This window comes from Paraburkholderia sp. EG286A (genome assembly GCF_040965375.1).
Classification (GTDB): Bacteria; Pseudomonadota; Gammaproteobacteria; order Burkholderiales; family Burkholderiaceae; genus Paraburkholderia.
Map to the genome: position 1 here is coordinate 454,102 of NZ_JBFRCB010000003.1, position 18,455 is coordinate 472,556.

The 18,455-nt window shown below is 68.4% G+C and carries 17 protein-coding genes; 5 read left to right on the plus strand and 12 right to left on the minus strand.

The features are described 5' to 3' along the window. Positions 1 to 124: 124 nt before the first annotated feature. The gene (locus tag AB4Y35_RS14835) at positions 125 to 733 is read left to right on the plus strand and encodes a cysteine dioxygenase (RefSeq protein WP_368704895.1); all 609 of its coding nucleotides are present in this window, start codon (positions 125 to 127) and stop codon (positions 731 to 733) included. Here the strand turns inward: AB4Y35_RS14835 and AB4Y35_RS14840 are convergent. From AB4Y35_RS14840 to AB4Y35_RS14855, 4 genes are read right to left on the minus strand one after another with little or no spacing between them, the layout of a single operon-like run. After that, on the minus strand, positions 730 to 2,094 hold the full coding sequence (locus AB4Y35_RS14840; protein ID WP_368704896.1) for an MFS transporter: 1,365 nt from the start codon (positions 2,092 to 2,094) through the stop codon (positions 730 to 732). The two genes, AB4Y35_RS14835 and AB4Y35_RS14840, sit on opposite strands and share 4 nt — an antisense overlap. A gap of 60 nt (positions 2,095 to 2,154) precedes the next feature. Further along, complete coding sequence (locus AB4Y35_RS14845; protein ID WP_368704897.1) at positions 2,155 to 3,252, minus strand: NAD(P)H-dependent flavin oxidoreductase; 1,098 nt, start codon at positions 3,250 to 3,252, stop codon at positions 2,155 to 2,157. Between the two features lie 36 nt (positions 3,253 to 3,288). Further along, positions 3,289 to 4,479, minus strand: a complete 1,191-nt coding sequence (locus AB4Y35_RS14850) for an acyl-CoA dehydrogenase family protein (protein ID WP_368704898.1) — start codon at positions 4,477 to 4,479, stop codon at positions 3,289 to 3,291. A gap of 34 nt (positions 4,480 to 4,513) precedes the next feature. Next, entirely contained in the window at positions 4,514 to 5,467 is a 954-nt protein-coding gene (locus AB4Y35_RS14855; protein ID WP_368704899.1) for an IclR family transcriptional regulator, read from the minus strand. Between the two features lie 186 nt (positions 5,468 to 5,653). Here AB4Y35_RS14855 and AB4Y35_RS14860 point away from each other — a divergent pair, with 186 nt between their 5' ends. Beyond that, positions 5,654 to 6,910, plus strand: coding sequence for a CaiB/BaiF CoA transferase family protein (locus tag AB4Y35_RS14860; RefSeq protein WP_368704900.1), 1,257 nt, complete (start codon positions 5,654 to 5,656; stop codon positions 6,908 to 6,910). A 23-nt stretch (positions 6,911 to 6,933) separates the two neighbouring features. Here the strand turns inward: AB4Y35_RS14860 and AB4Y35_RS14865 are convergent, their stop codons facing one another. The 5 genes from AB4Y35_RS14865 to AB4Y35_RS14885 all read right to left on the minus strand — a co-directional run bounded on the left by AB4Y35_RS14865 (position 6,934) and on the right by AB4Y35_RS14885 (position 11,883). Next, positions 6,934 to 9,276, minus strand: a complete 2,343-nt coding sequence (locus tag AB4Y35_RS14865) for a mechanosensitive ion channel family protein (protein WP_368705410.1) — start codon at positions 9,274 to 9,276, stop codon at positions 6,934 to 6,936. Between the two features lie 278 nt (positions 9,277 to 9,554). Continuing rightward, positions 9,555 to 10,199 carry an NAD(P)-dependent oxidoreductase gene (locus AB4Y35_RS14870; protein WP_368704901.1) on the minus strand — a complete coding sequence of 215 codons (645 nt, stop codon included), beginning with the start codon at positions 10,197 to 10,199 and terminating at the stop codon, positions 9,555 to 9,557. Positions 10,200 to 10,304: 105 nt separating this feature from the next. Then, positions 10,305 to 10,760, minus strand: coding sequence for an Rrf2 family transcriptional regulator (locus AB4Y35_RS14875; protein WP_368704902.1), 456 nt, complete (start codon positions 10,758 to 10,760; stop codon positions 10,305 to 10,307). A 125-nt stretch (positions 10,761 to 10,885) separates the two neighbouring features. Continuing rightward, a complete protein-coding gene (locus AB4Y35_RS14880; protein ID WP_342920670.1) occupies positions 10,886 to 11,344 on the minus strand; it encodes a hypothetical protein in 459 nt (152 codons plus the stop codon). Positions 11,345 to 11,346: 2 nt separating this feature from the next. Then, on the minus strand, positions 11,347 to 11,883 hold the full coding sequence (locus tag AB4Y35_RS14885) for a GNAT family N-acetyltransferase (RefSeq protein ID WP_368704903.1): 537 nt from the start codon (positions 11,881 to 11,883) through the stop codon (positions 11,347 to 11,349). A gap of 59 nt (positions 11,884 to 11,942) precedes the next feature. On the opposite strand from AB4Y35_RS14885, the gene AB4Y35_RS14890 reads away from it, so the two are divergent. Both AB4Y35_RS14890 and AB4Y35_RS14895 read left to right on the plus strand, forming a co-directional pair. Further along, positions 11,943 to 12,524, plus strand: coding sequence for a DJ-1/PfpI family protein (locus AB4Y35_RS14890; protein WP_342920672.1), 582 nt, complete (start codon positions 11,943 to 11,945; stop codon positions 12,522 to 12,524). Between the two features lie 145 nt (positions 12,525 to 12,669). Beyond that, positions 12,670 to 12,999 carry a hypothetical protein gene (locus tag AB4Y35_RS14895; RefSeq protein ID WP_368704904.1) on the plus strand — a complete coding sequence of 110 codons (330 nt, stop codon included), beginning with the start codon at positions 12,670 to 12,672 and terminating at the stop codon, positions 12,997 to 12,999. Positions 13,000 to 13,015: 16 nt separating this feature from the next. On the opposite strand, the gene AB4Y35_RS14900 is transcribed toward AB4Y35_RS14895, so the two are convergent. Then, positions 13,016 to 14,833, minus strand: a complete 1,818-nt coding sequence (locus tag AB4Y35_RS14900; protein ID WP_368704905.1) for an ATP-binding protein — start codon at positions 14,831 to 14,833, stop codon at positions 13,016 to 13,018. 406 nt (positions 14,834 to 15,239) lie between these two features. Between AB4Y35_RS14900 and AB4Y35_RS14905 the strand changes: the two genes are divergently transcribed. Beyond that, complete coding sequence (locus AB4Y35_RS14905; RefSeq protein ID WP_254314253.1) at positions 15,240 to 16,442, plus strand: ammonium transporter; 1,203 nt, start codon at positions 15,240 to 15,242, stop codon at positions 16,440 to 16,442. 69 nt (positions 16,443 to 16,511) lie between these two features. Here AB4Y35_RS14905 and AB4Y35_RS14910 read toward each other — a convergent pair whose 3' ends face one another. After that, positions 16,512 to 17,261 carry an SDR family oxidoreductase gene (locus AB4Y35_RS14910; RefSeq protein ID WP_368704906.1) on the minus strand — a complete coding sequence of 250 codons (750 nt, stop codon included), beginning with the start codon at positions 17,259 to 17,261 and terminating at the stop codon, positions 16,512 to 16,514. Between the two features lie 132 nt (positions 17,262 to 17,393). After that, the gene (locus AB4Y35_RS14915) at positions 17,394 to 18,311 is read right to left on the minus strand and encodes a LysR family transcriptional regulator (RefSeq protein WP_368704907.1); all 918 of its coding nucleotides are present in this window, start codon (positions 18,309 to 18,311) and stop codon (positions 17,394 to 17,396) included. Positions 18,312 to 18,455: the final 144 nt, after the last annotated feature.

The window sequence follows — 18,455 nt, forward strand, 5'->3', positions numbered from 1 at the left end:
TCCGCACTCCCCGAAGCGTAGAAATTTATTCTACACGATGGGCAAACGGGAAAAAAATAGGAAAACTCTTTCTCGGCGCGAACGGCTATAAATCTTCTTGTAGATACCGGAAGAAGAACACGCCATGAACGCCCCTGCCGAACTCGCCCTGTTGAGCGCCGTCCACACCGCGGAGCAGCATGCTGCCGCCGTCGCGCGCTTCACCGCCGCACTCGACGCCGCCTTCGATGCCTGCGCGACACCCGCCGACCCGTCGCGCTGCGCCCGCTTCGCGCGCGGCATGCGCGCGGCGCTCACGCGCGCGTTCGCCGACCCGGCGCTCGTCACGCACGCGCAGCGCGAAGGCAGCGCCGAGACGTACCGGCGTCATGTCATCGCGGCCGACCGCCGCGGCCGCTACACGGTCGCGGCGCTGGTCTGGCAGCCGGGCCACGCGAGCCCGATCCATGCGCATCACACGTGGTGCGGTTACGCCGTGCTCGACGGCACGCTGACCGAAACGCTCTACGCGTGGGACGACGCACGCCAGGGCGCCGACGTGGTTCGCTCGCATCCGCGCGCGAGCGGCGCGGTGTCGTTCGGCGGACGCGGGCGCACCAGCATTCACCGGCTGTCGAACGGCAGCGACGCGCAGGCCGTCTCGCTGCATGTCTACGGCGTCGCCGCCGAAGACATCGGCACGCAGGTCAACGGCGTGCTGCCGCTCGTGCGCAAGACGGCGCTCGTGTCTTAACGCGACTGCCCCATATCCATCGAAGGCGCCATCGCGCGCTGCTGCGCCCCCGCGCTGACGGAAGACTGTGCGGCATCGCGCCGGGCCGCTTCGAGAATGCGCTGGCGCGATTGCTCCGGGTTCAGCAGCACGAGACCGAGCGCGCCGCTCGCGAGCAGCAGCGCCCCCACCACGATGAAACCGTGCTCGTAGCCGAGCGCCGGGTTGCCATGATTGGCCTGCACGATGCCGCCCATCAGCGCCGGCGCAATCAAGCCGGCAAGCGTGCCGATCGAACTGTTGATGCCGAGCAGCGCGCCGCGCTGCCTGACCGACACGATATCGCTGATCATCAGCGGTCCGAACGAAAACACGAGCTGGCTGAGCGCACCGCCGATCGCGAGGCAGGCCACCTTGAGCGCGGGACTCAGTCCGCTCGAAGTCGCGAGGAACAGCACGCCGCCGAGCATGGCAAAGCCGCTCACCATCACGCCGCGCGCGAGCCGCGAACTGACGCCCTTGCGGATGAGCCGCTGCGAGACCCACGCGAGCAGCAGCGTGACCGGAATGAACGAGCCGACGATGGTGGAAAAGAGCCAGCCCGTAACGATGGGGGCATAGCCCAGGCCCAGCCGCAGATAAACCGGGAACCAGGTGAACGCGAGCGAAATGACCGCGTACTCCACGAAGTAGATGAAGAGCACGCCGATGAACGTGCGGTTGAGCAGCAGGTGACGATAGGCGATCGTTTCGCCCGCGCCGTCATGCGCCACGCCCGGTGCATGGCTTGCCGCGCCCACCGGTCCGTCGCGGCCGATCACGAGCCATAGCGCCGTCCACACGAGTCCGACGATCCCCAGCGCGAAGAACGCCATGTGCCAGTCGTAGCGCACGATGAGGTACGAAAGAATCGGCCCCGCGAGCATGAGGCCCGCGCTCGCGCCCTGCTGCACGATGGTGTTCGGCACATTGCGGTGCGCATTGTCGAACCACTTGTAGCAGGCGTGCTGCGCGAGCGGAAACGCGGGGCCCTCGCCGGCGCCGAGCAGCACGCGCGAGGCGATCAGGATGGGCAAGGTCACGCTCGCGGTCACGAGCGGAAACTGGACCGCGCTCCACACGACGGCCAGCAGCGCGAGCAGCCATTTGCTCTGCACCCGGTTCGCGACGAAGCCAAAGCCGATGCCCGAGAGCGAGAACAGCAGGAAAAAGCTGCTGCCGACGAGGCCAAACTCGCGCGGGCTGAGATTCAGGTCATGCATCATCGGCACGGCCGCGAGGCCGAACACGGCTTTGTCGGCGAAATTGATCACCATGAACAGGAACAGCATGGCGACGATCAGCCACGCGCGTGTCGATCCGCCTGATGCCTTTGCATCCATTGTCGTCTCCGTATCGTTTTGTATTCGTCCGGCGTCTGTGCCTTGGACAGCGCCCTCGCTTCAATTGGACATTGCCGCTCCGAGCGTCGCGAGCGCCGCGTTCGCATCCGCGACCAGCGTCGCCATTTGCGCCGCGACCGTCGTGGGGGCATCGATGGCAAAGACGCTCTGCCCCGCCGCCTCGTAGATGAGATCCGCGCGGTCGTATTCGTGCATCGCGCTGAAGTCGCCGCCCGTGAGCGCCTGCTGCTGCGGCATGGGCAGCGGCGCGGGCGCGTCGCTGGCCTGCCAAGCGTCGATCCATGCGCTGCGCACGACGCGGCACGGCTTGCCGCTGTGCGCGCGCGTAACGAGCGTGTCGTCACTGTCCGCTTCGATGAGACGTTGCAGCAGCGCCGACGGCGTATGGTTCTCCTGCGCCGCGAGCCAGAGTGTGCCGAGCCACGCCCCTTGCGCGCCCATCGCGAGCGAGGCGGCGACCTGCGCACCCGTGCCGATGCCGCCCGCCGCGAGCACGGGCCGCCCCGCCGCCACGGCCACGATTTGCGGCACGAGCGAGAAGGTGCCGATCGGGCCCGTGTGGCCGCCCGCATCCGCGCCCTGGGCGACGAGCGCATCGACACCGAGCGCGAGTGCCTTCTGCGCGTGGCGCGGCGAGCCGACGAGCGAGATCGTGTACTTGCCCGCGGCTTTCGCGCGCGCGATCAGCTCGGGCCGGATGCCGATCGCCGTCGCCACGGCACGCGCGTTCGACGCGAGCACGGCTTCGATCTGCGCATCGAAGAGCGCCTCGCTGCGTACCTGCGTCGTGAAGAAGCTCGGCCGCGTGGGGGCGGCGAGTCCGAAGCGCTCGCGCAACGCCGCAACGAATTCGACGTGCGCTTCCGGCAAGCCGGCGCGCACGCTGCCGATATCGGCATGCTGGGGCACGCCGGCGGGCAGCATCAGGTCGATGCCATACGGCTTGCCCGCGAGCCTTTGCTCGAGCCGGGTGATGATCGGCGCAATGTCTTCGGGCATCTCGCGCGCGAGACCGAGCACGCCAAACCCGCCGGCCTCGGCGAGCGCGACGATCACATCGGGCGAATGCGAAAAGCCGAACACCGGGTAGCGCGCGCCGAGTTCGCGGCAGATGGCGGTGGGACCGAGTCGGATCATGAGGCGCCTCCAATGGGCGGATGTTGCGCTGCCTGCCTACTCGGCGCTCTGATGCAGCTGGTGATGGCGCGTGTCGTGCAATGGCGCACGCAGCGTCAGCTTCGCGATGTTGAGCTCGTGAATCTGCGACGTGCCCTCGTAGAGCCGGAACAAGCGCACGTCGCGATAAAGGCGCTCGACGGCGTTATCGGCAACGTAACCGCCGCCGCCAAAGACCTGCACGGCGCGATCCGCCACGCGTCCGCACATTTCCGAGGCGAACAGCTTGCACATGGAAGCCGCCATCGTCACGTCCTCGCCGCGGTCCCGCGCGCTGGCTGTCTGCAGCACGAGGGCGCGCGCCGCGTGAATGTCGGTGTTGCTTTGCGCGATGAGCTGCTGCACGAGCTGGAATTCGGCGATCGGCTTGCCGAACTGTTCGCGCGCCTTCGCATGGGCCAGCATCTCGTCGAGCAGGCGGATCGCCGGCCCCACGCACAGCCCCGCCAGATTGATGCGCTGCTTGTTGAGCGCCTTCATCGCGCTCCTGAAACCGCGCCCGGGCTCGCCGCCGAGCACTGCTGACGCGCTTACGCGGCAATCCTGCAAATGCACTTCGCCCACGGGCGAACCGCGCTGCCCCATCATGCGATAGCCGGCGGAGGTCGTCAGGCCCGGCGTGCCGCGTTCGATCAGGAATGCTGAGATTCCCCCCGCGCCTGGGTCGTCCGGATTCGTGCGCGCGAACACGGTGAACAGGTCGGCGATCGGTGCGTTCGTGATGTAGCGCTTGCTGCCGTTGAGCACGTAGTCGTTGCCTTCGCGGCGCGCCGTGGTGGTGAGCGCCGTGGCGTCCGAGCCCGCATCGGGCTCGGTCAGCGCGAAACAGCCCGTGATTGCGCCGCTCGCGAGACGCGGCAGATAGCACCGCTTCTGCGCCTCGGTGCCGTCGGCGATCAGCGCTTCGGAGCCGATGCCGGTATTGCCGCCGAAGCGTGCGCGAAAGGTCGGCGCGGCCTGGGAAACCACCATGTTCACGCACGCGAGTTCTTCGGTCGTGAGGCCCGCGCCGCCGTACGCCTCGGGAATGCTATGGCCGAAGAGACCCAGTTCGCACATGCGCGCGACGAGCGTTTCGGGCAGCACGTCGGTGCGGTCGATTTCCGCCTCGAGCGGAATGCACTCGTCCTGCACGAAGCGATAGAGCTGCGTGAGCAGGCGGTTCAGGCGTGCGGCGTCGCGAATCATGGCGTCTCCTTTTGATGGTTGCGTGCGTTCGGTATCAGCGCGGCGGCGGCGCCGCGCTCGCATCCGTCACGCCACAGGCGCGCTCGATGCGCAGCGCCGCTTCGAGCAGCAGCGGCGCGACCGTGCGCTCGATCCAGTCGTCGGCGAGACGGCGGCTCACGATCGTGCAGTTGAGCGCGATACGTTCGTCGTCGGGCGGCTGGCGCACCGGCACGGCAATGGCGTGAATGTCGCGGATCCAGTCGCCGCGGCTCAGCGTGTAGCCGCGCGCGGGGAAAGCGGCCTGGTCGGCGTCCCACAGCGGCCAGTCGGCGGCGTAGCGTTCGGGGTCGTCGAGGCGCAGGCGGTTGAGCACGGCCTGACGCTCCTGCGCGCCCTCGCTGATCAGCAGCGCGCGCCCGATCGACGTGGACAGCAGCGGCCGCGTGCTGCCGATGTCGGGTTGCGCGTTGTTGTCGCGGCCCGGGCGGCAGCTGTCGACGTAGACCACGTTGAGCCGGTCGCGCATGCCGAGGTTCACGGAGCAGCGCGTCTCGCGCGCGAGCTTTTCCATATAAGGCCGCGCGATCTGCCGGATCTGCATGGCGGCGAGCATCGGATAGCCCAGTGTCAGCACACCGGCGCCGAGCCGGTAGCGCTGGTACTTCTCGCTGCGGTTCAGATAGCCGAGCAGCGTCAGCGTGTAGGTAAGCCGCGAGATGGTGGCCTTGGGCAGCCCCGTGCGGTCGGCCAGCTCGCGGTTGCCCAGCATCGGCTCGGCCGGCGTGAACGCGCGCAGCACCTGCAGGCCGCGCGCGAGGTTGATCGCGAACTGGCGGTCGGTCGATTCGGCGTCGGGCGGCGCGGGCAAGAGCGGTTCGCCGGCGCGCGGCACAGGCGTACCGTCCTCGCCGTGCACGGCAGCGGCAGCCGGCCCGCTCGCGCGGCGCCGCACGCGGCCGGTGGGCGCGGTGCGGTTTTCGGTGACGGATGACGTGGGCGTTTGCATCTGCGTAGTCGGGCGACGAGGCGGGTTGGGCGATCTGGATCTGGACGAACTCATGGTCGATAAACGCCTTCCTGGGGTCAAGAAAATCAGCATAGTGTTTCGCTCTGCGGTACGCCAGTTGAACCCAAGCGCGACTCTCGCCTACTGTTGCGGGCAGACAATTCCCATTTGGCACGAGGAGACACGATGCTCACGGACAGCGCTCTCGCCACCGCCACCGGCGCGCCACAAGACACGCCACAAGGCCAGCAAGGCGGGCCACTTGCCGGCGTGCGCATACTCGACCTCTCGACGGTCGTGGCCGGTCCGTTCGGCGCCACGCTGTGCGCCGATCTCGGCGCCGACGTCACGAAGATCGAGTTGCCCGACGGCAGCGACGCACTGCGCAAGCTGCAGCCCGTCAAGGACGATATTTCGCTCTACTGGAAAGTGACGAACCGCGGCAAGCGCGGCATCACGCTCGATGTGCGCAAGGCCGAGGGGCGCGCGCTGCTGCTGCGGCTCGCGGCGCAGGCGGACGTGCTCGTCGAGAACTTCCGCGCGGGCAAGCTGGAGGAATGGGGGCTCGACTTCGAGACGCTGCATGCGGCCAATCCGCGCCTCGTCGTGCTGCGTCTGACCGGCTTCGGCCAGACCGGCCCGTACCGGCAGCGCGGCGGCTTCGCGCGTATCTTCGAGGCCATGAGCGGCCTCACGCAACTCACCGGCGAAACGAACGGTGCGCCGCTGCACATGAACTTCCCGATGGGCGATACGGTCGCGGGCCTGTTCGCCGCGTTCTCGATCGCCGCGGAGATGGTGCGCATGCGCTCGGACCCGGCCGCACGCGGCGTGGAGATCGATCTCTCCGCCACCGAGGCGCTCTTTCGCATGCTGGAGCCGCTCGCGGTCGAGCGCGAACAGCTCGGGCTCGTGCGCGGCCACCACGGCAACCGCGCGACCTATACCGCGCCCTCGAACATGTATCGCAGCGCCGACGGCGTGATGTTCTCGCTCGTGGCGTCGTCGCAACCCATCTTCCGGCGGCTGTGCGCGGCGCTCGAGCTGCACGACGTGCCTGACGACGCGCGCTTCGTCGACAACGTGAGCCGCGTGACGCATGCGGCCGAACTCGACGCGCGCCTGGAGAGGGCTTTCGCCGCACTGCCCTTCGCACGGCTTGGCGCGCGACTGACCGAGGCCGGCGTGCCGCACACGAAGATCTACACCATCGACGATATCGCCGCAGACCCGCATTTCATCGCGCGCGAGACGATCATTCGTCTGCCCGATGCGGATCTGGGCTCGGTGCCGGCGCCCTGCGTGGTGCCACGCGTGAAGGGGCGGCCCGCCGGCGTGCCGCGCAGCGGACCGGCGCTCGGCGAGCACAACGAAGCGGTGTACGGCGCGTTGGGGCTGAGCGCCGAAGCGCTCGCGCAACTGCGGCGCGACAAGGTGATTTGAGTCGGCCTGAGCGGCGCAACCGTTCAGCCGCGGCTGCCCGCCGTGGGAATCTGCGGCGGCGCGCCCTCGGGGCCCGCCGTCGGCGGCGGCGCAGGCCGCGGCTCGTGCGAGGCATCGCGCGCGACGCCGCCCCCCACGTGCACGCCAGACGGATGCGGATGACCATGCGGCTCCTCGACATCGCCACCGCGCGAGGACATGTGCACCTGCATCTGCGGCACCGGCATCTCGATGCCGGCTTCGTCCATGTGGCGCTTCAGGCGCGCATTGAACGCACGCGCCACGCTCCACTGCTGCAGCGGCCGCGTCTTGATCTGCCCTTTCACGACCATCCAGTTCGGGTCGAACCGGTCGAGTCCCCACACTTCCACGGGCCCGAGTATCTCGCGGCGATAGCGGAAGTCGGCCACGAGTTCCGCGCCGGTCTCGCGAATCATGCGCGTGACCGTATCGAGATCGACCGAGAACGGCACGCGCACCTCGAACACGGCGAACGCGAAATCGCGCGAGAGGTTCTTCACGATCTTGATCTGCGAGAACGGAATCGCGTGAATCGCACCCTGCCCGTCGCGCAGCCGCACGGTGCGAATCGACAGATGCTCGACTGTGCCCGCATGGCCGTTGTCGATGTCGATCCAGTCGCCCACCGAAATCGTCTCCTCGATGATGATGAACAGACCGGTGATGAGGTCGGCCACCAGCGACTGCGCGCCAAAGCCGATGGCAAGACCGATCACGCCAGCGCCGGCGAGCAGCGGCGTGACGTTGATGCCGAGATTCGCCGCGGTGACGATGCCGGTGATGGTGAGGATCGTCACGAGCACCGCATTGCGCACGAGCGGCAGCATGGTGCGCGCGCGCGTGCTGGGCGCGCGGCCCTTGGTGCGCGGACCGCTCGGATTGAGGGCTTCGAGAATCGCAGTATCGACCGTGATCCAGACGAGCCAGGCGAGAAACACCGTCGACACGATCGCGAAAATGGCGTGCGCGATACCGCGCGCGGCCACGCTCGCCTCGATGATCGCGGCGAGCGAAATGTCCCAGAGGCGCGCGCACGATTCGAAATACGCGAACCAGATGAACACCACGAGCAGCGTGCCGGCAAAGCGCAACAGGCGCCGCAGATACGGCGAGCGCCGCCGCACGCGCGCGGGGTTCGGCCGCGTGATGCGCAGCACGACCGCCGAGAGGAAGAACGCGAGCACGAGCAGAAGCGCGGAGACCACCGAGATCTGCAGCACGTCGTCGCGGCTGCCGATGCCGCCGAACGTCGCAACGATCGAAGCGCCGGCGAGCAGCAGCATCGGCAGTTGCCAGAGCGAGGCGAGCACGTCGAGGACTTCGGTGAGCGCCTTGTGGCCGTGGCGCAGCGAATAGCTGCGGTTGCGGATCAGATGCGCGACCGGCCGCCGGAAGCCAAAGGCGAACATCACCGTCAACACCGCAGCCGCCATGTTCGCGGCGGTGCTGACCAGGGCGGCCAGGTTCGCGCCCAACTGGCGCGCGACTTCGAAATTGGTCGCGGCGTCGCCGAGCGCGGCCAGCACGCCGATCGCGAAGAGCAGCCGGCGCGAGCGCGCGATCAGGAGGCGCACGGCCGCGCGCCGGTGCCCCGAGCCGAACAGCGAAAACATGATCAGGCAGATCGACGAGAACACCGCGCCCGCGACGATCGCGTACGCGATCACGAGCGCGAGCGTGCGCCCGAGCGCGTCCGGCAGCGAACGCTCGACCACGAGCGCGCCGAGGAACGCCACGATCCATGGCGCCGCACGATGCACGACGAAAATCAACAGATCGATGGTGCGCGGATCGGGCCGCAGGCCGGTCTCGACATCGAAACGCCTGAGCAGCCGCCGCTCGATCCAGCGCAGCACCGCGGCGCACGCGCCCCAGCCGGCCAGCATGGCGAACAGATCGAACACGATGCGGCCGAGGCTTTCGCCCTCCCCGCCCGAGGCGATGTCGTAAAGCTCGACGCCGGCTGCCCTGAAGCGCCCCGCCCAGTAGTGAAACGGACTGCGGCCGCGGCGCGCGTCCGCCTCGACCGAGGCGAGCCCCGATGCGATCGCGCCCAGCAGCCCCGGCGAGTTCGCCGCCGCGCCCGAAGCGGGCGCGGGCGCCACGTTTTGCGAAGCGCTGCGCAGCTTCTTGAGCTGATTCAGGAGCGCGGTGCGCTGGCGCTCGTTGTCGAGCGTGGTAATGACGCTGTCGAGCGAGCGCGTGAACTCAGCCTGGCTCGCCGGTGACGGCGCCGAGGCGGCCTCGGCCGCAGAAGCCCCCGAGGCCGCCGCCGGCGCCCCGGTGATGATGCTCTTGAGCACCGGCAGCACCGGCGCCGGCGCGGCCTGGGCGGCGGCCCGCATGGGCATGGCGAGGCACGCCGCGAGGCATGCGAGGAGCATGAGCGCGTGCAGGAACGCGCGTACACACCGGCGCGCCGGCGCGGCGCGCGAAAGAAGTGCACGATCCGCCGGTCCGAAGCGCATGCGCGGCGGCCCGGCGCCCGCGCCATCGCGTCCGATGCTGGAATTCATGGCGGAGGGGCAAAAAACAGGACGTTCCAGTTTAGCCGCACTCCGCCTCCCCGCGCCTCGCGCGTGCGTAACAGTTTGTCAGCGCGCGGGGCGCGCCGCTGCGCGCCTCAGTAGGCCACCGTTGTGATCTGACGAATAAAGCGGCCCTGCTCCAGTTCGTCGACGAAGGCGATCGCGTAGTCCTCGGCCGAAATGCGGCTCTCGCCCTTCGCATCGGCGATCAGCGTATTGGCGCCCGTGCGGAACGTGCCCGTGCGCTCGCCGGGTGCGATGATCGCGGCCGGCGCGAAGAAGGTCCAGTCGATGTCGGTGACCGTGCGGTAGTAGTCGAACGCCTCGCGATGGGCGAGCGCGATCGCCTTGTAGGCGTCGGGGAAGCCTGCGGTATCGACGAGCTGCTTGCCGGGCGCGACCTCCAGCGAACCGGCGCCGCCCACCACCACGAGACGCTTGAGCCCCGCGGCGCGCACGCCTTCCACGAGCGCGCGGCTCGCGACCAGCAGGTCGTCGAGCTGATCCTTGGGCGGCGCGTAGGCGCTCGCCACCACATCGTGGCCGCGCACCGCGGCGGCGACGCTCGCCGCGTCGAGCACATCGGCCTTCGCCGCGTGGACGTTCGGTGCGGCGGCCACGCGCTCGGGCTGGCGCACCAGCGCGCTCACCTCGTGGCCGCGGCGCGCAGCTTCGGCGGCGATGCGCGAACCGACCATGCCCGTTGCACCAAAGAGGGCGATTTTCAGCGTCTTGCTCATGAACTGACTCCTGTTTTCCGTATTTATGTAACTAACGAAGTTACATTTCAGGGGTGAAAAAACGGGGCAATGCCCCGCCGATGATTCTGGTTGCGCGCAGCCCGCTCAGACTCGCCGCGCCCGCGCGCGTTCGAGCTTGCGCTCGCTGCGCGCCATGTCGTCGACGACGTCCGCGAGCGTGCGGGCGGCGAGCGACGCCTCCATGGCGCGCTGTGCGTCGTCGATCACGCCGCGCAGCGTCTGCTGGATATGACGCCCGACGAGGCAGGCCGGATTCGGCTCCTCGCGGTGCATGGCGAACAACTGCGCGTCGTCGACCGCGTGGTAGACGTCGAGCAGCGTGATTGCCTGCGGCTCGCGCGCCAGCAGCGCGCCACCGCCCGCGCCCAGTTGCGACGTCGTGAGGCCCGCGCCGGCAAGCATCGACAGGAGCCGGCGAATCAGCGCGGGATTCGTGTTCACGCTGCCCGCGATGATCTCCGACGACAGCGGCACGCCCTCCTGCTGCGCCAGCAGCGCGAGCACGTGAACGGCAAAAGCGAAACGGCTACTCGTATTCACGGCGAACCTGCCACTGCAGAGCGGCGCGCGAATGGTGCGAACCCCGTGCGCCAAAAAGTGTAACCATCATAATTACATTAATTCGGAGCGTCAAGCCGTGAGCCGCGGGCCGCACGGCTGCGGCCTTACTTCGCGGCATCCGATGCCGGCGCCGACGCGGCGGCGTTGCTCGCCCAGCGTTGCAACGAGTGCCCCGCACTCGTCAAACCGGTGCCGGTGGCCGCGGCGGCCTGCCCGAGCAAGGCTTGCGCCGTGCTTGCCGCCCCGCGCAGCTGGCCCTGCGCCGCCGAAGCCAGCTCGGCCGTGGACGCGCTCGCCTGCTGACCTTGCGAGGCCGCCGAATCGAGCTTCTGCTGCGCTGCACCGAGTTGCTGGTTCACGAAGCTCGCGGCCTTGTCGAGCGTTTGCGCCGCCTGCTGCGCGGCCTGGCTGGCGGCGTCCTGGGTGGCCTGCTTCACCGCGTCGGCGGACTGCTTGCCCAGATCGGGTGCGGAAGCGTCGTGCTTGTTACAGCCGGCGGCGAGCGCCGCACACACGAGCAGGGAGGCAAGCGTGAGCCTTTGCGTCGAAACCTTCGAATACATGGTCATCCTGAAAAATTCGCCGCATGAAGCGGCTTGCATAGATGAAAACGCGGCAATGATACGCCGTCGCGCAACACCGTTTCTGACGAAATCAGCGAAAAGCCCGCGCGCTCGAAGACCGGCCGCGACACCGCGCTCGCATCGGCGCTCAACACCGTCGAGGGCGCCTCGCGCGCGAGCGCTTCGAGCCGCGCCAGCATCGCCGTCGCGAGGCCGCGGCGCGACCACGCCGGCGCGACGTAAAGCATCTCGACGTGATCGAGCGGAAAGAGCTGCCCGAACGCCGCCGCCGCGCCGTCACAGTGCGCCACGAGCGTGACGCCGCGTGCCAGGCGCGCGTCGAAGTCGGCGAGATCGTCGGCGGCCGCGGCCCACGCGCTGCGCTGCGCCGCGTCGTAGCGCGACGCCGCGAGCGTGGTCACGGACGCGCGAAACAAGGCGGCCAGCGCGCTCGCATCGCGGCCCGGCACGTAGCGCCGCCAGTCGATGGTTTGCAGTGCGTCGCCCGCGACGCCGCGCTTTGCGAAATCGTCAAACATGATGGAGTAGACTGCCCACGCGCACGATCTGTTCCACCGTCCACCTCTGGAGACAAACGATGGCCGTCAAGAAGATCCTGTTCCTCACCGGCGATTTTGCCGAAGACTATGAAACGATGGTGCCGTTCCAGGCGCTGCAGGCCGTCGGCCACCGCGTCGACGCCGTGTGCCCCGGCAAGAAGGCCGGCGAGCGCGTGAAGACCGCCATCCACGACTTCGAGGGCGACCAGACCTACACCGAAAAGCCGGGGCACCAGTTCGCGCTCAACGCGACCTTCGACGAAATCGACGCCGCCAGCTACGACGCGCTCGCCATTGCGGGGGGCCGCGCGCCCGAATACCTGCGTCTCGACCCGAAGGTCATCGAGATGGTGCGTCACTTCGCCCACGCGAACAAGCCCATCGCGGCGATCTGCCATGCAGCGCAGCTGCTCGCCGCGGCCGAGGTGATCCGCGGCAAGCGCATTTCGGCCTATCCGGCCTGCGCGCCCGAGGTGCGGCTCGCGGGCGGCGAATACGCCGACATCGCCATCGACAGCGCCGTGACGGACGCGCCCTTCGTCACCGCGCCGGCGTGGCCCGCCCATCCCGAGTGGCTGCGCCAGTTCCTCGCGCTCCTCGGCACGCGCATCGAGCCGTGAGCGAGCGCTGATCCTGTCTCACGTCGCCCCCGTTTCGCACGGGGCGCGGCGCGCGCCGGCCGCCAATTCGGACTGGTCCGATATCACCGCAACGCCCCGCTGGCCAGAATAGCCGCCACTTGTTCTGGAGTACGGAGTGCGTGTCGTGGAGCTAACGGACTGGCTGGTGATACTCGCGGTCGCCCTGGCGGCGATCCTCTTCTTTTGCAGGCGCGGCGGCCGCAAAGGCGGCTTGAGCGACCGCGCGCGCCACGTGCACGGCACGCGTCTGCTCCTGCTGGGCGCGTTCGCGCTGTGGGCCGCGCTGCTCATGCTCGTGCGCAGCTTCGCCTTGCCGCTGGGCGAGCCGTTCGGCATCGCCATCGGTCATCACACCATGCTGGCCATCGCGCTCGCGCTCGCTGGCGTGGGCGCCATCTGGACGTTTCGCGCGAGCCGCCTGCTCAAGCCGCGGCGCATCTTCAGCCCGTGCTGAGCGCTGGTCTGGGGGGCTAAGCGCCCGCCGGTGGTCGCAACGCCGTTGCGGGTCCCGTCCGCAATTCGCTTCGCACGCTGCCCTTCGGGTTCGCACCACCCGCGCCGCCCGCACCACCCGCGCCGCCCGCGCCGCCCGCGCCATCGCCCGCAGCATATCCTGCCAGGCCACCGGGCGAAGCTTCCGAACGCTCCGCGCGTTCGAGCGCGCTGATGATCTGTTCCGCGTCGCCGGGCAACGGCGGCGCGACCGCAAGCGCATCGGGCAGCGACAGATAGAACGTCGTCCCCTCGCCTTCCGTCGACTCCACCCAGACGCGCCCACCGTGCCGCTCGACCACGCGGCGCACGAGCGCGAGCCCGATGCCCTCGCCCGGCGCCACGTTGCCGTGCATGCGCTGGAACGCCTGAAAGAGCCGCGGCAGGCCCACCTCGGGGATGCCGAGCCCGTTGTCGCGCACATAGAAAATCTGCAGCGACTCCACGCCCGGCGGGGCATGAGCCGTGCCGATCTCGACGCGCCCGTCGCGCGCCGGATCGAGATAGTTGAGCGCGTTGCCGATCAGGTTTGCAAACACCTGCTCGAGCGCCGTCGGGTCGCCCCATACGTCGGGCAGCGTTTGCACGCTCACCTGCGCGCCGCGTGCGCGGATCGAGGCGTGCATCGCGTCGACCACGCGCTGCACCAGCTCCTGCACGCTCACGCGCTGTCGCCGGTACTCCACGCGCCCCACGCGCGCGAGCCGCAGCAGCGCGTCGATGATGTGCGATGCGCGCAGCACGGCCGTTTGCAGGTAGCGCAGCGCCTCGCCGATGTCCTCGTTGATGGTCCGCTCGATGCGCGCGCGCGCCTGCGGCGAGAGCGAAGAATGCGCGATGCGCTCGCGCAGGTCGTTGCACGCATGATTGAGCTCGCGCGAAAAGCCCTGCAGGTTCACGAGCGGCGCACGCAGATCGTGCGACACGCCGTGGATGAACATCTCGTTTTCCTGCGTCTGCTGGCGCAGGTTTTCGTTGATGCGCGCGAGCTGGTCCGCGCGCCGCGCGAGGTCCGCCTGAAAACCGAGGCGCAGCCGCTCGGCTTCGATCAGCCGGTGGCTGATCTGGTGCAGCGTGAGGTCGAGTTCGGCGATTTCGTCGCTGCCCGCCGTGAGCGGCGTGAGCGGCTCGTTCGCGGCCAGCCGGTTAGCGTTGTCGGACAGCGCATCGAGCCGCCCGCGCACGCCGCGCGTAAACACCCAGACGGCAAGCGCGACCAGCACGATCGAGCCGAGCACGGCCGTCATCACGAGCGTCTGCTGCTGGGCGCGCGCCGCTTCGGCGGCGGACACCCGCAACACGTCGAGGCGGCGCTCCTCGGTCTGTAGCGAGACGATCTGCGTGCGCACGCGGTCCAGCACGTCGGCGGCCATCAGCGCGCGAAAGCGCTCGGCGAGGTCGGCGCGCCGGCCCGAGCGCAACAGGTCCTGCACGCGGTCCGACCATTGGCGATAGTTCTGCACGGCATAACGGATCTGCACGGCGCGCTCGACCTGCGAGGGATTATCGGAGACGAGATCGACGAGCCGGTCGATGCGGCGGTCCACGTCCATCCACATCAAAACGGGTGTGGCGTAGCTCGTGTCGTTGGCCGCCACCGCACCGCGCAGCTTGACCGACTCGACCAGCACCGGTTCGAGCACGCGCGAAGCCTGCGCCAGCACGGCCTGGCTGTGCTGGCCCCAACGCTCCGCGGCGGCGGCGTCGGTCTCGGCCTTCACGACGGCCGACAGCAGGCTCAGTTCGAATACGGCGGGAATCGCGATCAGCAGAAGCCCTTTGGTCGTGAGGCGCATTGCGTGGCGGGTACCGGGCGACCGGACGTGCGTGAGGTGGCAATCTGGCCATTATGTCGGCGTTTGCGCCCTATGTGCGCCCGAAGTTTATCCTTCACGAAAACGCGAGATGATTTCGATTAGCCGACAATCCGTTGATCCGGAAAGGAAAATCGAATCAATCGCCCTATTCTGGCGCGCGATTTCCCCACCTTTGCGCGCAGGCCCCGAGTTTGTGCCGAAACATGGTGCATGCGCCCCAGATCCCGGCACCCGCTCTGACGACACGGTATCGACATTTTTCCGCATCGGTGCACGGCCGCACCGGCTTGACGCCTGTTGCGCCCGCAAATTCACCAGTTTGGCGCCGAAGCTGGCCCGCATCTTGCTCACTATGCGCCCATTTTGGGCAAACTGGGTACGCCAGATGGACAATCTAAAAACCGGCACCGACACGCTATTTCTGCTGCTGGGTGCCGCCATGGTGCTCGCCATGCACGCGGGGTTCGCGTTTCTCGAACTCGGCACCGTGCGCAAGAAGAACCAGGTCAATGCGCTCGTGAAGATCCTCGTCGATTTTTCGATTTCGACGATCGCCTACTTCTTCATCGGCTATACGCTCGCCTACGGCGTGCAGTTCTTCTCGCATGCCGACGTGCTCGCCGAGCACAACGGCTACGCGCTCGTGCGCTTCTTCTTCCTGCTCACCTTCGCGGCGGCCATTCCGGCCATCGTGTCGGGCGGCATCGCCGAGCGCTCGAAGTTCAATCCGCAGCTGTTCGCGACCTTCGTAATCGTCGGCTTCATCTACCCGTTCTTCGAGGGGATGGTGTGGAACAACCGCCTCGGTTTCGAAGATGCCATGACGCACGTGTTCGGCGTGCCGTTCCATGACTTCGCGGGTTCGGTGGTCGTCCACGCGTTCGGCGGCTGGATCGCGCTGCCGGCCGTGCTGCTGCTCGGGCCGCGCCACGGCCGCTATACGCGCGACGGCCGCATCGCCGCGCATCCGCCTTCGAACATCCCGTTCCTCGCGCTCGGCGCGTGGGTGCTCGCGGTGGGCTGGTTCGGCTTCAACGTGATGAGCGCGCAGACCATCGACAAGATCAGCGGTCTCGTCGCCGTCAACTCGCTCATGGCGATGGTGGGCGGCACGCTCGCCGCGTGGTTCGCGGGCCGCAACGATCCGGGCTTCACCTACAACGGGCCGCTCGCGGGGCTCGTGGCCGTGTGTGCGGGCTCGGACATCATGCATCCGCTCGGCGCGCTCGTGACGGGGGCGGTGGCCGGCGCGCTGTTCGTCTATATGTTCACCTGCGTGCAGAACCGCTGGCGCATCGACGATGTGCTCGGGGTGTGGCCGCTGCACGGCCTGTGCGGCGCGTGGGGCGGCATCGCCGCAGGCATTTTCGGCCAGCGCTGGCTCGGCGGGCTGGGCGGCGTCTCGCTCGGCGCGCAGATCGTCGGCACGCTTGCAGGCATCGTGATCGCCTTCCTCGGCGGCCTCGTGGTGTACGGACTGCTGCGCAAATTCGTCGGCCTGCGCATCGATCGCGAACAGGAATTCAACGGCACCGACCTGTCGATCCACAAGATCACGGCCACGCCGGAACGCGAAACGGTCTCCTGAGCGGCGCACAAGAAGCTCATGCGGGCGGCGCCCTGCCGCCCGCACGCCGTACGCATCACTAACTAGCCATCAAAGCTGGCCCATGCCGCCGGCGACGATCACTTCGGTGCCGATCATGAAGGCCGATTCCGCCGCGCTCAGATGCAGCACGGTCGAAGCGATCTCCTCCACCGTCGCAAAGCGCTTGAGCGGCACCAGCCCACGAATCGATTCCTCGGCCGCCGCGAGCGTGGCGGCGTCCATGCCGAACTTGTTGTAGAGCGGCGTCTTCACGGGACCGGGGCTCACCACGTTCACGCGAATGCCGCGCGGCAGCAGTTCGGCCGAAAGCGTCTTGGCGAACGAGATCAGCGCGGCCTTGCTCGCCGCATACACCGACGAAGTGGGCATGCCGATATGGGCGTTGATCGAGCCGTTGAGCACGATGGCCGCACCGTCGTTGAGCACTGGCAGGAGCGACTGAATCTGGAAGTAAGCGCCCTTCACGTTGGTGTCGAAGGTGACATCCCAGAGCGCTTCGTCCACTTGCTCGAACGGCGCGAGCTTCGCCACGCCCGCGTTGATGAACACCGCGTCGAGGCGCAGGCCGGCGTCGCGCACGGCGGCGGCCAGTTCGCGCGCGCCGGCGAGCGAGGCCGCGTCGTTGCGCCATGCGTGTGCGTTCGCGCCGAGCGCGCGCCGCGCGGCTTCGAGGCCGGCTTCGTCGCGGCCCGTGACGATGACGTGGGCGCCTTCGGCGGCGTAGGCTTGCGCGGCAGCGAGGCCGATGCCGCTGGTTCCGCCGGTGACGAGGACAGTTTTGTTTGCAAAGCGGTTCATGACGTTCTCCTTGAAGGGGATAGTCTCGATCTGAGACTGTGATGCCATATTGCCGGGCAGCGCGCTTTCTGCCGTACGACGGTTTTGGCGCAAACGTTCGAAGCCGTCGAACGTTTGCGCGGGCAACCGGCTTCAGCCCGTGACCTCGATCCCGTCCACGAGGCGCCTGGCAAGACGCGGTTCGCGCAGCCTGTCGATCCACCATTGCAGTGCGCGCCCCACGTGTTCGCCGCGCCACGCCACGTAAAGCATGTTCGGCTCGCGCGGGTTCGCCGTGACCTTCTCCACCAGTTCGCCGCGCTCGATGAGCTTCGCGGCGCGCCGCCGCGGCACCCAGCCGACGCCGAGGCCCTCGCGCTGCGCGAGGATCTTCGCGCGCATCGACGGCACCGCCAGCACCTCCTGCCCCCCGAACAGCCCGTAGCCGCGCCCCGGCGTGAGCCGCGCCGAATCTCCGACCGCCACGCCGCGCTCGGCCAGCATACGCTCGCGCGTGAGCGGCGCCTGCTCGCGTGCGAGCCGATGGCGCGGCGCCACGGCGAACGCCCACTCCACCACGCCGAGTTCGAACCAGTGCAGGCCGTCGATGGCGGGCGGCTCGTTGGTCGCGCCGACGATGAGATCGGCGCGGCCGTCGCGCAGCGCCTCCCAGGTGCCGGCGAGCACCTCGTGCGTGAAACGCAGCTTGACGCCCGACTGCAGCGCGTCGAAGTCGCGGATCACCGGCATCAGCAGTTCGAATTCGAGGATCTCGTCGGTGACGATCCACAAGCGGTCTTCCCAGCCGTTCGCGACCTGCCGCACGCGCTGCGTCATGCGCGCCACGTCCTGCATCAGGCGGCTCGCCTCCTCGGCGAGCAGATGGCCGGCCGGAGTGAGCTGCAGCCGGTAGCGCCGGCGGTCGAACAGCAGCGCGTCGAAGCGCGCCTCGAGTTGGCGCGCCGCGTGCGAAATCGTGGAAGGCGCCTTGTTCAGGCGTGCCGCCGCGCGCGACAGGCTGCCGGTTTCGCGGATGGCGTCGAGCAACGCCAGTTCCTCTTCGGAGAGCATGTGCGACTCCATCGAACGGGTGATCACGCGATGGTATGGCAGAAATGCGGCGCGGGTCGGATCACATGACGCCGCGGCCGTGCGCGCAGACTGTCAAAGTCGCCTTGACGGTCTGTCCAACAAAATTGTCGTTGCCTCGCGTAA

Coding starts and splice junctions, on each gene's coding strand:
- AB4Y35_RS14860 (WP_368704900.1), top strand. CDS start 5,654: ATGCTCACGGACAGCGCTCTCGCCACCGCCACCGGCGCGCCACAAGAC.
- AB4Y35_RS14865 (WP_368705410.1), bottom strand. CDS start 9,276: ATGCGGGCCGCCGCCCAGGCCGCGCCGGCGCCGGTGCTGCCGGTGCTC.
- AB4Y35_RS14840 (WP_368704896.1), bottom strand. CDS start 2,094: ATGGATGCAAAGGCATCAGGCGGATCGACACGCGCGTGGCTGATCGTC.
- AB4Y35_RS14835 (WP_368704895.1), top strand. CDS start 125: ATGAACGCCCCTGCCGAACTCGCCCTGTTGAGCGCCGTCCACACCGCG.
- AB4Y35_RS14910 (WP_368704906.1), bottom strand. CDS start 17,261: ATGAACCGCTTTGCAAACAAAACTGTCCTCGTCACCGGCGGAACCAGC.
- AB4Y35_RS14855 (WP_368704899.1), bottom strand. CDS start 5,467: ATGCAAACGCCCACGTCATCCGTCACCGAAAACCGCACCGCGCCCACC.
- AB4Y35_RS14915 (WP_368704907.1), bottom strand. CDS start 18,311: ATGCTCTCCGAAGAGGAACTGGCGTTGCTCGACGCCATCCGCGAAACC.
- AB4Y35_RS14905 (WP_254314253.1), top strand. CDS start 15,240: ATGGACAATCTAAAAACCGGCACCGACACGCTATTTCTGCTGCTGGGT.
- AB4Y35_RS14870 (WP_368704901.1), bottom strand. CDS start 10,199: ATGAGCAAGACGCTGAAAATCGCCCTCTTTGGTGCAACGGGCATGGTC.
- AB4Y35_RS14900 (WP_368704905.1), bottom strand. CDS start 14,833: ATGCGCCTCACGACCAAAGGGCTTCTGCTGATCGCGATTCCCGCCGTA.
- AB4Y35_RS14885 (WP_368704903.1), bottom strand. CDS start 11,883: ATGTTTGACGATTTCGCAAAGCGCGGCGTCGCGGGCGACGCACTGCAA.
- AB4Y35_RS14850 (WP_368704898.1), bottom strand. CDS start 4,479: ATGATTCGCGACGCCGCACGCCTGAACCGCCTGCTCACGCAGCTCTAT.
- AB4Y35_RS14845 (WP_368704897.1), bottom strand. CDS start 3,252: ATGATCCGACTCGGTCCCACCGCCATCTGCCGCGAACTCGGCGCGCGC.
- AB4Y35_RS14880 (WP_342920670.1), bottom strand. CDS start 11,344: ATGTATTCGAAGGTTTCGACGCAAAGGCTCACGCTTGCCTCCCTGCTC.
- AB4Y35_RS14890 (WP_342920672.1), top strand. CDS start 11,943: ATGGCCGTCAAGAAGATCCTGTTCCTCACCGGCGATTTTGCCGAAGAC.